The organism is Brenneria rubrifaciens, assembly GCF_005484945.1.
Taxonomy (GTDB): domain Bacteria; phylum Pseudomonadota; class Gammaproteobacteria; order Enterobacterales; family Enterobacteriaceae; genus Brenneria; species Brenneria rubrifaciens.
This window is the reverse complement of record NZ_CP034035.1, coordinates 3,065,034-3,078,880: the sequence shown is the minus strand read 5'-3', so window position 1 is coordinate 3,078,880 and position 13,847 is coordinate 3,065,034. Positions and strand designations below refer to the sequence as shown.

Sequence of the window (13,847 nt, the reverse complement as noted above, 5' to 3'; positions counted from 1 at the left end):
GCCGTTACACTCATTACATTCATATTACTGAGGATGACATCATGGACTATGAATTCTTGCGGGACGTTACCGGCCAGGTGATTGTACGTGTGTCGATGGGACATGAAGCGATTGGTCATTGGTTAAATGAAGAAGTAAAAGGCCAGTTGGCGCTGCTCGATGAGGTGGAAGACGCGGCCCGTTTAGTCACGGGGAGTGAGCGCCAGTGGCGTAAAGTCGGGCACGAATACACGCTGCTGCTGGACGAAGAGGAGGTGATGATTCAGGCGAATCAGCTTGAATTCACGGTAGATGAAATGGAGGAAGGCATGAGCTACTATGATGAAGAAAGCCTGTCTCTTTGTGGGTTGGAGGACTTTCTCAGGCTAGTGGCGAAATACCGCGAGTTTGTGCAGCAGTACTAATATCGAGTTTGGCGATGACTTAGCAACGTGGACAGGCTCGAAAATTCCTCTCCTTCCCAGATGAGGGGCGTTCTGCTGTACCCATCAGGAATGATAAATTAATTATCCTCGGTAAAATCCAATGCCGCCGTCCCGGTCAGAGACGATCTTTTGTTAATCGGCGACGGCCGATGCCCTCTTCTTGTTCTGTCCAAGCCAGGCTGCGCCGCGAACGCCGCTGCTGTCTCCATGCTCCGCCTGAAGAATAGGGGTGGTAAAGGTATTGCTGAAAACATAGCGGGCGACCTGCGTCTCCAGTCCCCGATACAACAGGCTACGATTTGACAGCCCGCCGCCAATCACGATGACATCGGGATCGAGCAGATTGACTACGCCCGCCAGTGAACGAGCCAGTTGATCCTGAAACAGTGCAAAGTGCGTGCAGGCGTCGCTATCCCCCCTGTCAACGGCGTCCAGAATAGCTTTGGCTGTCAGCGTACAGTTATAGCGTTGGTTGTAGCGTTGTGATAACCCCGTACCGGAAATAAAGGATTCAATACAATTAACTTGCCCGCAGTAACAGGTAACGGCAGGGCCGTCCCGTTCCGGGGCATAGCGCGGCAGGTCGTTATGTCCCCATTCACCGGCCGAACGGTTGCGCCCGTCGAGCACCTGCTGATGAATGGCAATGCCGCCGCCGCAGCCAGTGCCGAGGATCACGCCAAACACGGTATCGTATCCTTTTCCCGCTCCGTCTATGGCTTCCGACAGCGTGAAACAGTTCGCGTCATTACTGATGGCGATCGGCTGCCGGTAGTATGTTTCAAGCATGGCGGGCAGCGGCTGCTGGTTGATGACCAGAATATTGGAGTTTTTGATTTCGCCGTTGCCGGACTCGACGGTTCCCGGTAGGCAGATCCCCAGGCTAAAGGGCGTTGGCAGTGCCTGACGAGCCTCGTCGATAACGTGGCACAGCAGGTCAAAGAACGCGGCGTAGCTTTGCTTTTCCGTGGGGTAGCGCTGTTTGTACACGACCTCGCCGCGGGGATTCAGCGCGACGGCTTCTATTTTCGACCCACCGATATCAATACCCAGACTTAACATGCTTATCGTTCCTGCTCAAAACCTGACGGCACACCTGTTTCGTAAATAGTCTACTTATTTTAGTTAACTAAACCCACAGATATTTGTTAAGGAAGCGGGCAGCGCTTGCAGGGGGGAAATTCGCTTGCCGTGTTGGAACGCCTGATTCACTATCCAAAGACACGATACTGAAACAATGTATGCTAATAATCTATTGTTTTATCAATAAAAAACCCCCGTAATAACGGGGGCTTATATATTTTTTTACTAAAAAGCTTTAGGTAAATCCTAAAACGGAATGTCGTCATCAAAGTCCATTGGTGGCTCATTGCTTTGCGCCGGCGCGTTATTCTGCGCAGGACGTGACGGCTGTGGCTGAGCGCCGCCGCTGAATGAGGCGCCGCCCTGTGGCTGCTGAGGTTGTCCCCAACCGCCTTGCTGCTGGCCGCCGCTTGCAGGCGCACCGCCGCCGCCCTGACGCCCGCCCAGCATTTGCATGGTGCCGCCGATGTTGACCACGACTTCGGTGGTGTAGCGATCCGCACCCGCCTGATCGGTCCATTTGCGGGTTTGCAGTGAACCTTCAATATACACCTGAGAGCCTTTGCGCAGGTATTCGCCCGCCACTTCAGCCAGCTTGCCGAACAGGACGACGCGGTGCCATTCGGTTTTCTCTTTCTGCTCGCCGGTTTGTTTGTCACGCCAGCTTTCGGACGTGGCCAGTGTGATGTTGGCAACTGCACCACCATTCGGCATATAGCGAACTTCCGGGTCCTGCCCCAGATGTCCGACAAGAATCACTTTATTAACGCCTCTGCTGGCCATGCTCGTGTCTCCTGATGAATCAATAGATTTATTTTAAGTCTAAACGAACAATCTTAACATGGGAAAAGTATCTGTCATACCTGCGTAACGCGATCAAAAATGTAGGAAACGTTTGCAACACTTGCAAAGGAATTGTCTTGAATGCTGTATATCTATTCAGTGTTTTTGATGATAGGCTTGCCCTGCCTACCACGTTTGTGGAGCCGTCGACGGCGACGTTAAAAAACGTTCCTGACGTTTTTTTTGTGCCATAATTGCACGTTTCGTACCCGTTGTCTCCGTCAGCGAGATGACGCAAAAACAGTCTTTATTCCGGGAAGTGTGTGAATGGATAAGATCGAAGTTCGTGGTGCCCGTACTCATAATCTTAAGAATGTCAATCTGATCATCCCCCGCGACAAGCTGATTGTGATCACCGGGCTGTCCGGTTCAGGCAAGTCGTCGCTGGCGTTTGACACATTGTATGCCGAAGGGCAGCGGCGCTACGTCGAGTCACTTTCCGCTTATGCGCGTCAGTTCTTGTCGCTGATGGAAAAACCGGACGTCGATCATATCGAAGGGCTCTCTCCCGCCATCTCCATTGAGCAGAAGTCCACTTCCCATAACCCACGCTCAACAGTGGGGACGATCACCGAAATTCATGACTATCTGCGCTTGTTGTTTGCGCGCGTGGGTGAGCCGCGTTGTCCTGAGCACGATGTGCCGCTGGATGCCCAGACGGTCAGCCAGATGGTGGACAACGTACTGGCGCAGCCCGAGGGTAAACGCCTGATGCTGCTGGCGCCGATTGTGAAAGATCGTAAAGGCGAGCACACCAAGACGCTGGAGAATCTGGCGACGCAAGGATATATCCGCGCGCGCATCGACGGTGAAGTATGCGATCTGTCCGATCCGCCGAAACTGGAGTTACAGAAAAAGCATACCATTGAAGTGGTGGTTGATCGTTTCAAAGTCCGTGACGATTTGGCTCAGCGTCTGGCGGAGTCGTTTGAGACGGCGCTGGAACTTTCCGGCGGCAGTGCGGTGGTGGCGGACATGGATGACCCGACGACGCCGGAACTGCTGTTTTCAGCCAACTTCGCCTGTCCGGTCTGCGGCTACAGCATGCATGAGCTGGAACCGCGTATGTTTTCGTTCAATAACCCCGCCGGGGCTTGTCCGAGCTGCGACGGCCTGGGGGTGCAGCAATTTTTCGATCCGGCGCGCGTGGTGCAGAATGGGGAACTGTCGCTGTCGGGGGGGGCAATCCGCGGCTGGGATCGTCGTAACTTCTATTATTTCCAGATGCTGCGTTCGCTGGCCGATCATTACAAATTTGATGTGGACGCGCCGTTTGAAAGCCTGAGCGCCTCCGTCCAGAAGCTGATTCTGTATGGTTCAGGCAAAGAAAATATCGAGTTTAAATATATCAATGATCGCGGCGATACCTCGGTGCGCCGCCATCCGTTCGAGGGCGTCCTGCACAATATGGAGCGCCGTTATAAAGAGACGGAGTCCAGCGCGGTGCGGGAAGATCTGGCGAAATTTATCAGCAATCGTTCCTGCGCCAGTTGTGGCGGTACGCGTCTGCGTGAAGAAGCGCGCCATGTGTTTGTCGAACAGACCACGTTGCCGCAGATTTCCGATATGAGCATCGGCCATGCGATGAGTTTCTTCCAGAATATGAAGCTCAGCGGGCAGCGTGCGCAGATTGCGGAGAAAGTGTTGAAAGAAATCGGCGATCGCCTGAGATTTCTGGTCAATGTCGGGCTTAATTACCTGTCGCTGTCGCGTTCGGCGGAAACCCTGTCCGGCGGCGAGGCGCAGCGTATTCGTCTGGCAAGCCAGATTGGGGCGGGGTTGGTGGGGGTGATGTATGTGCTGGATGAACCGTCCATCGGTTTGCATCAGCGTGATAACGAGCGTTTGCTGGAAACCCTGATTCATCTGCGTAACCTGGGTAATACCGTGATTGTGGTCGAGCATGATGAGGATGCGATTCGGGCCGCCGACCATGTGATTGATATCGGTCCGGGGGCGGGGGTGCACGGCGGTCGAATTGTCGCCGAAGGCACGATGGCGCAGATTATGGCGGTGCCTGATTCGCTGACCGGGCAGTTTCTGAGCGGCAAACGCAAAATTGACGTGCCGGAACATCGCGTTCCGGCTGATCCGACCAAAGTGCTAAAGCTGATTGGCGCGAAAGGCAATAACCTCAAAGATGTGACGCTGACTTTACCCGTCGGGCTGTTCACCTGCGTGACTGGCGTGTCGGGATCGGGGAAATCCACCCTGATCAATGATACGTTGTTCCCGCTGGCGCAGCGTCAGCTAAACGGCGCAACGCTGGCGGAGCCGGAGGCATACCGTGAGATTCAGGGGCTGGAGCATTTCGACAAGGTCATTGACATCGATCAGAGCCCGATTGGGCGCACGCCACGCTCCAACCCGGCGACCTATACCGGTATTTTCACGCCGATCCGCGAGCTGTTCGCCGGCGTGCCGGAAGCGCGCTCCCGTGGCTATAACCCCGGCCGTTTCAGTTTTAACGTTCGCGGCGGACGCTGTGAAGCCTGTCAGGGTGACGGCGTGATCAAAGTGGAAATGCATTTTCTGCCGGACATTTATGTGCCTTGCGATCAGTGCAAAGGCAAGCGCTATAACCGCGAAACGCTGGAAATCAAGTACAAAAGCAAAGGTATCCACGAAGTGCTGGATATGACCATCGAAGAGGCCCGCCAGTTCTTTGATGCAATACCCGCGCTGGCCCGTAAGCTGCAAACGCTGATAGACGTTGGCCTGTCGTATATTCGTCTGGGGCAGTCGGCAACCACGTTATCCGGCGGTGAAGCGCAGCGTGTGAAACTGGCCCGCGAACTGTCGAAACGCGGTACCGGGCAGACGCTCTACATTCTTGATGAGCCGACGACGGGCCTGCATTTTGCCGATATTCAGCAATTGCTGGCGGTTTTGCATCAGTTGCGCGATCAGGGAAATACCATTGTCGTGATTGAGCACAACCTTGATGTGATAAAAACCGCCGACTGGATCGTCGACCTGGGGCCGGAAGGCGGTAGCGGAGGGGGAGAGATTCTGGTTGCCGGCACGCCGGAAACCGTTGCCGAATGTGAAAAATCGCATACGGGGCGTTTTCTGAAACCGATTCTGGCGCGCAAAGCGTGATCACCGCAGATGCGGTGAGGCGGTTATGGCTATTGTCGTAAGATGAACCGATAGAGGTTTTGCGATGTGGGTACAATATGAAATCCGTCTTAAGCCGAAAGCCAGAGGGTTTCATCTGATTACCGATGAAGTGCTGGCGCAGGCGGCGGCGTTACGGCAGGTCAATGTTGGGCTGATGCATGTTTTCATTCAGCATACCTCGGCGGCGCTAACGATAAATGAGAATGCCGATCCTACCGTGCGGCAGGATTTCGAACGTTTCTTTAATCATCTTGTACCGGAGGATGAACCCTATTATCGCCATGTATACGAAGGCAGCGACGATATGCCCGCGCATTTGAAAGCAAGCTTGCTGGGTAATAGCCTGACTCTGCCAATCACGGGTGGACGATTGAATATCGGTGTTTGGCAGGGCATTTATTTATGTGAGCACCGTAATCATGGGGGGAGCAGGACGCTGATTGTTACTATTCAGGGTGAATAGCGGTGACCCATAAATGAGTACTCATTTGCCACGTATTGAGCTGAAGTCCTATTAGAAGCGCCACCGGATTAACCAACCTCCTAATCTGTTACACAGTGTCAGTCAGCTAAGTCCGGTGGCTTTCAGATATCACATCCGCGGTGACTGAATGGCGGCGAAAGCCGCCGCAACGCGTTGAACGTTACCGTGGTTCAGCCCTGCAAGGCACATACGGCCGCTGGCAATCAGGTAAACGCCGAACTCTTCACGCAACCGATCGACCTGCTCCGCGCTGAAACCGGTGTAGCTGAACATACCGCGCTGGGTCAGCAGATAATCAAAGTTACGGTGTGGCAAAGCCGCTTTCAGCGCGGCGACCAGCGTCTGACGCATTTCAATGATGCGCGTGCGCATCTCTTCGACTTCTGTGCGCCAGTTGGCACTCAGTTCCGCATTGTTCAGTACTTCAGAAACCACCTGCGCACCAAAATTCGGGGGAGAAGAGTAATTGCGGCGAACGGTGGCTTTCAACTGCCCCAGGACGCGCTGGGCGCTGTCGGCATCGTCACAAACGACGGACAGTCCGCCGACGCGCTCGCTGTACAGCGAGAAGATTTTGGAAAACGAGTTGGCGATTAACGCCGGAACGCCCGCGCTGGCAATAGTACGAATGGCGTAGGCATCTTCTGCGATCCCCGCGCCAAAGCCCTGATAGGCGATATCCATAAACGGAATCAGTTCACGGCCGATCACCACTTCAATAACACGATCCCACTGCGCGTTGGTCAGGTCCGAGCCGGTCGGGTTATGGCAACAAGGATGCAGCAGTACAATGCTGCGTGCGGGTAACTGTTGCAGCGCGGACAGCATGGCGTCAAATTTCACGCCCAGGCTGTCGGCATCGAAATAAGGATAGGTATGAACCTTAAAACCGGCGCCGGAGAAAATGGCGATATGGTTTTCCCAGGTCGGATCGCTGACCCACACTTCGGAATCCGGGAAGTAGCGCTTCAGGAAATCGGCGCCGATTTTCAGCGCGCCGGAACCGCCCAATGTTTGGATGGTGGCGACTCGATTGGCGTTCAGCGCCGGATGGTCCTCGCCAAACAGCAGGTGCTGAATAGCCATACGATAAGATTGCAAACCTTCCATCGGCAGGTAAGAACTTGCACTCTTGGGTAATTGTTGCAGCGCGTCTTCTGCGGCGCTGACGGCACGAAGCTGGGGAATAAGATTTTGCTCGTTATAGTACAGCCCGATACTCAAGTTTACCTTATCCGCGCGCGGCTCCTGTTTAAACTTCTCCATCAGTGACAGGATGGGATCTCCCGCGTAGGCATCAACATTTTGGAACACAGTTAATTCTCCTGCAAATAGTTAGGGTATCGGGTAACTCAAACAGTGAATCACTTCTTACCTGATCTCAGACCGCATAGCGGCCGGGACGGTGATTCATTGCAATAATCAGGTTCAAAATGGTTGCTCCGAGGATGGAAGCAACCAGCATAGGTATGCTTACCACGAACAGGGAAGCCAGTACAATCACAACGTCGAGGCCCATTTGTAATTTTCCCGCTCGCAGTCCGTATTTATCCTGTAGATAGAGGGCCAGTATATTGACGCCGCCCAGACTGGCTTTGTGGCGGAACAGCACAATGAACCCCATCCCCATGATGATATTGCCGAACAGGGTGGCATAAAACGGGTTGAGCCGATCGAAATGAATGTATAGCGAATGCAGATCGGAAAACACGGAAACCAGCCCAACGGCGCAAAAGGTTTTCACCGTGAATGTCCAACCCATGCGGCGAACGGCCAGATAATAAAATGACAGATTCAACAAGAAAAAAGCCCCGCCAAATGAGATCTGAGTCAGATAGTGCAGCAGAAAGGCGAGGCCCGCAGTGCCGCCGGTCAGCGCCCCCGCCTGACGCAGTAAAATGACGCCAAAGGAAACCATCAGCGTGCCCATAATGATGGCCACAACATCTTCCAGCAAGGTATGCGACAATTTTTCGGTAGTAATAATGTTATCCATAAAAATATTCAATGCGCGATCGGTAGACACGTGCCTGTTAAGCAAAAATCGCACCAGATGATGAGGGGAGTGGGCTTAAAAAAGCTGGGATAAGGGCAACTTATTGAATTATAAAGTTGAATGTTTTGCACAAAAAACGCATATATTGTCTTTTTCATGGGTGATTTGTGCGTTTAGTTCGTTCAAAAGGAGAGGTTTGATTATTTTGTTGCACTGATCAGAAGCGAATTGCGCTATATCAGGGCAACGGCGGCATGTCGGGAGCCATCAGACCATTCTCTTTGAGCCGGTTGAGCACCACGGAGGTTTTCAGGTGCGCCACGCTTTTGTTTTGCGACAGAATCTGGCTAATCAGCGTACTTAATCCCGACAGGTCGGCGACGGCCACTTTGAGCAGGTAATCGGCATCGCCGGTCGTTTTGTAAGCATCGATAATGGCATCCACTTCCCCCAGCATTTGATGGAATCTTTCAACATATTCGGTGGTGTGATTTATGAGCCGGATTTCGATCAATCCCAGACATTCCAGCCCTACGGCGTGAGGAGACAGGCGGGCATGGTAGCCGAGAATCAACTGTGCCTGTTCCAGGGCTATACGACGCCGGGAGCACTGAGAGGCCGAAAGCCCGACCAGTTCACTTAGCTCCTGATTGGTCAGGCGGGCATTGGCCTGTAGCAGCGTCAGGATTTTCAGATCGAAGTCATCAATGGTGTACATAGTTCTCTCTAAATGGCATCAAACAGTTGAATTGACAGACTAACAGTTTTTTATCTCTCTTTGCCTACGACTTTTTTATTGCCGTGCAGACGCTGCATATTGGTTTGCACCATGATGGGCCGTTAGTATGCATATCTGGTGCAATAAAATGCTAGTTCAAGCAAAAAATAGCCAAGATATGCACTAAATAAACAAAATTACGAATTTTATGCGTGAAGTGTGAAAATTTGGCTAAATATAAATTACCACTGTTTTCATTATGTTACCGATTTTATGCCCGGCGGGCCTGACGCGCTATCTGTAACTGGCCCGATAGTTGCTAATTAATCCGGCAAAATTTTTATTGTTGACGGGGAAAAGAGATAGATAAGCAGCAGTCGAAAGATCAACTGAAAAGAGGGTTAAAAAACCGTCATATCCAGTTGATCGCATTAGGCGGCGCGGTAGGAACCGGTTTGTTTCTGGGAATTGCCCAGACGATTAAGATGGCCGGACCATCCGTTCTGCTCGGTTATGCCATTGCCGGGATAATCGCATTTTTCATTATGCGCCAGTTGGCGGAAATGGTGGTGGAAGAACCGGTTGCCGGCTCTTTCAGCCATTTTGCCAATAAATACTGGAGTCACTTTGCAGGTTTCATGTCCGGTTGGAATTACTGGGTGCTTTATGTGCTGGTGAGTATGGCCGAGTTAACGGCAGTGGGGATCTATATTCAATACTGGTGGCCGGATGTGCCGACCTGGGTGTCGGCGGCCGTTTTCTTCGTGCTGATTAACACCATCAACCTGACCAACGTGAAGGTCTTTGGTGAAATGGAGTTCTGGTTCTCCATTATCAAGATCGCGGCGATCATGGGCATGATCCTGTTCGGCGACTATCTGCTGATCAGTGGCGCGGGTGGCCCGGAAGCGACGGTGGCAAATTTGTGGCAGCACGGCGGCTTTTTCCCGAACGGTATCGGCGGCATGGCGATGGCGATGGCGGTGATCATGTTTTCCTTCGGCGGGCTGGAACTGGTGGGGATCACGGCGGCGGAAGCCGACGATCCGCAGAACAGCATTCCGCGCGCGACCAATCAGGTCATCTATCGTATCCTGCTGTTCTAAGTGGGGGCGCTGGCGGTGCTGTTATCGCTCTACCCGTGGGGTAAAGTCGTGGAAGGCGGCAGTCCGTTTGTGCTGATTTTCCACGCACTGGATAGCAATGCGGTCGCCACGGTATTGAATCTGGTGGTATTGTCCGCCGCGCTGTCTGTGTACAACAGTTGTGTTTACTGTAACAGCCGTATGCTGTTCGGTCTGGCGAAACAGGGGAATGCGCCACAGGCGTTGTTGACGGTGAACAAACGCGGCATTCCGCTGGTGGCGCTGGGTGTTTCCGCGCTGGCGACGGCGTTGTGCGTGCTGATCAACTACCTGATGCCGGGTAAGGCGTTTGAACTGCTGATGGCGCTGGTGGTGTCTGCGCTGGTCATCAACTGGGCGATGATTTGCATCACCCACCTGAAATTTCGCGCGGCGAAAAAGCAGGCGAATCAGGAAACGCGTTTTAAAAGCCTGGGTTATCCCATCACCAATGTGATCTGTTTACTGTTTCTGGCGGGTATTCTGGTAATCATGGCGATGACGCCGGGGATTCGGGTTTCGGTCTTGCTGATACCGATCTGGCTACTGGCTCTGGCAATAAGTTATGTAATTAAGAACAAAAATAAGACTGCAACCTATCGGGCTGCAAAAGCGAATTATTAACGTAATAATAAAATCTGAAAATCTTTTACAAGGGGAAAATCATAATGAAATGGGTTTCGTTTGCATTGTTGCTGGTCGCCGGGGGCGTGAGCGCCGAATCTCATCTGGATAAGGTTCAGCAGCAAGGCGTGTTGAATGTGTGTACCACAGGCGATTACAAGCCGTACACCTTTCTGCATGACGATGGCCGTTACGAAGGGATCGATATTTCCATGGCGGAATCACTGGCAAAAAGTCTGGGCGCTAAGGTGAATTTTGTGAAAACCACCTGGAAAACGCTGATGCCTGATTTTCAGTCCGGCAAATGCGATATCGCTATGGGCGGAATTTCCGTCACGCTGGAGCGGCAGAAAAAGGTGTTTTTTACCCATACGCTGGACGTGGACGGGAAAATTCCGCTGGCGCGTTGCGAGAATAAAGCTAAATACCAGACCATCGAGCAACTCAATCGACCATCCGTGCGGTTGATTGAACCGGCGGGAGGAACCAACGAAGCGTTCGCGCGTGCTTACTTGCCGCAAGCAACGTTGATGTTGCATGACAATGTGACTATTTTTCAGCAATTGGTGGATAAGAAAGCGGATGTGATGATCACCGAGGCGTCAGAAGCATTGTTCCAGCAGAAACACTATCCTGAACTGTGCGCGATTAACCCGGACAAACCGATGCAGTATGGGGAAAAAGCGTATATGTTGCCGCGCGAAGATATGAGCTGGAAATTGTATGTCGATCAGTGGTTGCACTTGACCAAAGCGACGGGCGCGTATCAGAAAATTGTCGGCGAGTGGCTGGCGGTCGGGCAGTAATCACGTTCCAGATAAGGAAGCGCGCTGGCGCTTCCTTGCGCATTTATCCATTCGTCTTCTTGCCTTTTACGGCGCGGCTAATCGTCCAGGTATTCCAGCTTTGTGCGCTGCGTTAAGCGGGTAATCAACTCGTAGGCGCTGACGCCGGTATGCGCGGCGATTTTCTCAACCGGCAGGACTTGTCCCCACAGGATAACCTCATCGCCCACCTGGTCCTGGGCATCCGGGCCGAGGTCGACGGTGATCATGTCCATGGAAACCCGGCCGGAGAGCGGAACTTCACGCCCGTTTATCCACACCGGCGTACCCGCCGGCGCGCATCTCGGATAGCCGTCACCATAGCCGATAGCCACGACGCCGAGCCGTGTGTCGCGCTTGCTGGTCCAGGCGCCGCCATAGCCGACGGATTCCCCCGCTTTGTGCTCGCGCACGGCGATCAAATGTGACGTCAATGTCATGGCGGGCTGAAAGTCGAAATGGGCGGCGGCTAGGTGATCGAGTGGGGAAACGCCATACAGAATGATACCGGGACGAACCTGATCGCGGTGTGCCTGCGGCCACAGCAAAATACCGCCGGATGCCGCGATGGATCGCGCGCCGGGTTTACCCTGCGCAAACGCGTCAAAACAGGCCAGTTGGCGTTCCGTCATGTCGCATTCCTGTTCATCGGCGCGGCAAAAATGGCTCATGATGTTCACCGGTTGCACCACGTTGTGGCATGCGGTCAGCCGCTGCCAGAACGCTTCCGCCTGTTCCGGCAGGACGCCGAGGCGATGCATTCCCGTGTCGAGTTTCATCCACGCGCGGATCGGCCGGGGCAGCGAGGCCTGTTCCAGCGCCGCGAGTTGCTCGGCACTGTGAACGGCGGTTTCAAGCTGATTGGCTGCCAGCAGGGGAAGATCGTCGGAGGAGAAAAAACCTTCAAGCAGCAGGATAGGTTTGGCAATCCCCGCTGCACGCAGCGCCATCGCTTCCGAGAGCCGTGCGACGCCGTAGCAGTCAGCGTCGTGAAAGGTTTGTGCCGCTTCAATCAGTCCGTGACCGTAAGCATTGGCTTTTACCACCGCTACCAGACGGCTTTCAGGCGCCAGTTGGCGGATTCGTTGCAGGTTATGACGCAAAGCACGGCGGTTAATGACGGCAGTTGCCGTTTTCATTCTTCATCCTTAACGCATGATTATCATTGTGCGCTATTCATCATCGTATTGTGGGCCGGCATAGTTATCAAAGCGCGACCACTGTCCGTTAAAGGTCAAGCGCACGGAACCAATGGGGCCGTTACGCTGTTTCCCTAAAATAATTTCCGCAATTCCCTTCATGTCGCTGTTTTCATGATAAACCTCATCACGATAGATAAACATAATCAGGTCGGCATCCTGCTCGATGGAGCCGGATTCTCGCAGGTCGGAGTTTACCGGCCGTTTATCCGCGCGCTGTTCCAGGCTTCGGTTAAGCTGGGACAGCGCGACAACGGGAACTTGCAATTCTTTTGCCAATGCTTTGAGTGAACGGGATATTTCCGCAATTTCCAACGTACGGTTGTCCGACAGGGACGGTACGCGCATCAATTGCAGGTAGTCGATCATAATCAGGCTCAGGCCGTCATGTTCGCGGAAGACCCGACGGGCGCGGGAGCGGACTTCTGTGGGCGTCAGGCCGGAAGAATCGTCGATGTACATGTTGCGTTTTTCCAGCAAAATGCCCATGGTGCTGGAAATCCGCGCCCAGTCTTCATCATCCAACTGACCGGTACGAATACGGGTTTGATTGACGCGAGACAGCGAAGCCAGCATACGCATCATAAGCTGTTCGCCGGGCATCTCCAGACTGAAAATCAGCACCGGCTTATCCTGCATCATTGCGGCGTTTTCACACAGGTTCATGGCGAACGTGGTTTTCCCCATGGAAGGACGCGCCGCCACGATAATCAGGTCGGATTTTTGTAAACCGGCGGTCTTTTTGTCCAGATCCTGATAGCCGGTGGAAACACCGGTCACGCCGTCATGCGGACGCTGATAAAGCTGTTCGATACGTGAAACGGTATCTTCCAGAATACGATCGATGCTTTTCGGACCCTCATCTTTGCTGGCACGGTTTTCGGCTATTTGGAAAACGCGGGATTCGGCCAGATCGAGCAGGTCTTCACTACTTCGCCCCTGCGGATCATAGCCCGCGTCGGCGATTTCATTGGCGACGGCAATCATTTCACGCACCACCGCGCGTTCACGCACGATGTCGGCATAAGCATTAATGTTGGCGGCGCTGGGGGTGTTTTTCGCTAACTCGGCCAGATAAGCGAAACCGCCGGCCGACTCCAGATCGCCTTTCTGCTCCAGTGACTCAGACAGCGTGATCAGGTCGATCGGTCTGTTCATTTCCAACAGACGCTGCATTTCGGTGAAGATCAGGCGGTGGGCGCGATTGTAGAAATCGTTGGCGACGACGCGCTCCGCCACGTTATCCCAGCGCTCATTATCGAGCATCAGTCCACCCAATACCGATTGTTCCGCTTCCAGCGAGTGTGGCGGAAGCTTCAACCCTTCCACTTGGCGGTCACGGGGTTCATTCGATTTCTTGGTTGGTCTTTTTTCTGCCATGAAAAGCGTTCTTTACCGGTTGAT

General features: G+C 53.3%; 11 protein-coding genes and 1 pseudogene. 5 read left to right on the top strand and 7 right to left on the bottom strand.

Going from position 1 to position 13,847, the window contains the following annotated elements; genetic code table 11:
• Positions 1 to 41 precede the first annotated feature (41 nt).
• Entirely contained in the window at positions 42 to 404 is a 363-nt protein-coding gene (gene yacL / locus EH207_RS13975) for a protein YacL (protein WP_137714539.1), read from the top strand.
• A gap of 153 nt (positions 405 to 557) precedes the next feature.
• Here the strand turns inward: yacL and EH207_RS13970 are convergent, their stop codons facing one another.
• Both EH207_RS13970 and ssb1 read right to left on the bottom strand, forming a co-directional pair.
• Positions 558 to 1,487: an ROK family protein gene (locus tag EH207_RS13970; protein ID WP_137714538.1), complete on the bottom strand. Its 930-nt coding sequence runs from the start codon at positions 1,485 to 1,487 to the stop codon at positions 558 to 560.
• Positions 1,488 to 1,754: 267 nt separating this feature from the next.
• Positions 1,755 to 2,291, bottom strand: a complete 537-nt coding sequence (gene ssb1 / locus EH207_RS13965; protein ID WP_137714537.1) for a single-stranded DNA-binding protein SSB1 — start codon at positions 2,289 to 2,291, stop codon at positions 1,755 to 1,757.
• A gap of 327 nt (positions 2,292 to 2,618) precedes the next feature.
• Between ssb1 and uvrA the strand changes: the two genes are divergently transcribed.
• Positions 2,619 to 5,453, top strand: coding sequence for an excinuclease ABC subunit UvrA (uvrA, locus tag EH207_RS13960; RefSeq protein ID WP_137714536.1), 2,835 nt, complete (start codon positions 2,619 to 2,621; stop codon positions 5,451 to 5,453).
• Between the two features lie 64 nt (positions 5,454 to 5,517).
• The gene (locus EH207_RS13955; RefSeq protein ID WP_137714535.1) at positions 5,518 to 5,937 is read left to right on the top strand and encodes a secondary thiamine-phosphate synthase enzyme YjbQ; all 420 of its coding nucleotides are present in this window, start codon (positions 5,518 to 5,520) and stop codon (positions 5,935 to 5,937) included.
• Between the two features lie 129 nt (positions 5,938 to 6,066).
• Here EH207_RS13955 and EH207_RS13950 read toward each other — a convergent pair whose 3' ends face one another.
• The 3 genes from EH207_RS13950 to EH207_RS13940 all read right to left on the bottom strand — a co-directional run bounded on the left by EH207_RS13950 (position 6,067) and on the right by EH207_RS13940 (position 8,672).
• The gene (locus EH207_RS13950) at positions 6,067 to 7,272 is read right to left on the bottom strand and encodes an amino acid aminotransferase (protein WP_137714534.1); all 1,206 of its coding nucleotides are present in this window, start codon (positions 7,270 to 7,272) and stop codon (positions 6,067 to 6,069) included.
• A gap of 67 nt (positions 7,273 to 7,339) precedes the next feature.
• The gene (locus tag EH207_RS13945) at positions 7,340 to 7,954 is read right to left on the bottom strand and encodes a YitT family protein (RefSeq protein WP_137714533.1); all 615 of its coding nucleotides are present in this window, start codon (positions 7,952 to 7,954) and stop codon (positions 7,340 to 7,342) included.
• A 238-nt stretch (positions 7,955 to 8,192) separates the two neighbouring features.
• Positions 8,193 to 8,672, bottom strand: a complete 480-nt coding sequence (locus tag EH207_RS13940; protein ID WP_137714532.1) for an Lrp/AsnC family transcriptional regulator — start codon at positions 8,670 to 8,672, stop codon at positions 8,193 to 8,195.
• A gap of 362 nt (positions 8,673 to 9,034) precedes the next feature.
• On the opposite strand from EH207_RS13940, the pseudogene EH207_RS13935 reads away from it, so the two are divergent.
• Positions 9,035 to 10,420: pseudogene (locus EH207_RS13935) on the top strand (amino acid permease).
• 44 nt (positions 10,421 to 10,464) lie between these two features.
• Positions 10,465 to 11,226 (top strand): transporter substrate-binding domain-containing protein, encoded by a 762-nt coding sequence (locus EH207_RS13930; protein WP_137714531.1) that lies wholly within the window; start codon positions 10,465 to 10,467, stop codon positions 11,224 to 11,226.
• 77 nt (positions 11,227 to 11,303) lie between these two features.
• Here the strand turns inward: EH207_RS13930 and alr are convergent, their stop codons facing one another.
• Entirely contained in the window at positions 11,304 to 12,383 is a 1,080-nt protein-coding gene (gene alr / locus EH207_RS13925; protein ID WP_137714530.1) for an alanine racemase, read from the bottom strand.
• Between the two features lie 33 nt (positions 12,384 to 12,416).
• Positions 12,417 to 13,823: a replicative DNA helicase gene (dnaB, locus tag EH207_RS13920; RefSeq protein WP_137714529.1), complete on the bottom strand. Its 1,407-nt coding sequence runs from the start codon at positions 13,821 to 13,823 to the stop codon at positions 12,417 to 12,419.
• Positions 13,824 to 13,847 lie beyond the last annotated feature (24 nt).

Excerpts from the sequence above, each read along its gene's own strand:
- EH207_RS13955 (WP_137714535.1), top strand. The coding sequence starts at position 5,518 with ATGTGGGTACAATATGAAATCCGTCTTAAGCCGAAAGCCAGAGGGTTT.
- EH207_RS13970 (WP_137714538.1), bottom strand. The coding sequence starts at position 1,487 with ATGTTAAGTCTGGGTATTGATATCGGTGGGTCGAAAATAGAAGCCGTC.
- uvrA (WP_137714536.1), top strand. The coding sequence starts at position 2,619 with ATGGATAAGATCGAAGTTCGTGGTGCCCGTACTCATAATCTTAAGAAT.
- EH207_RS13940 (WP_137714532.1), bottom strand. The coding sequence starts at position 8,672 with ATGTACACCATTGATGACTTCGATCTGAAAATCCTGACGCTGCTACAG.
- alr (WP_137714530.1), bottom strand. The coding sequence starts at position 12,383 with ATGAAAACGGCAACTGCCGTCATTAACCGCCGTGCTTTGCGTCATAAC.
- dnaB (WP_137714529.1), bottom strand. The coding sequence starts at position 13,823 with ATGGCAGAAAAAAGACCAACCAAGAAATCGAATGAACCCCGTGACCGC.
- EH207_RS13930 (WP_137714531.1), top strand. The coding sequence starts at position 10,465 with ATGAAATGGGTTTCGTTTGCATTGTTGCTGGTCGCCGGGGGCGTGAGC.
- ssb1 (WP_137714537.1), bottom strand. The coding sequence starts at position 2,291 with ATGGCCAGCAGAGGCGTTAATAAAGTGATTCTTGTCGGACATCTGGGG.
- yacL (WP_137714539.1), top strand. The coding sequence starts at position 42 with ATGGACTATGAATTCTTGCGGGACGTTACCGGCCAGGTGATTGTACGT.
- EH207_RS13945 (WP_137714533.1), bottom strand. The coding sequence starts at position 7,954 with ATGGATAACATTATTACTACCGAAAAATTGTCGCATACCTTGCTGGAA.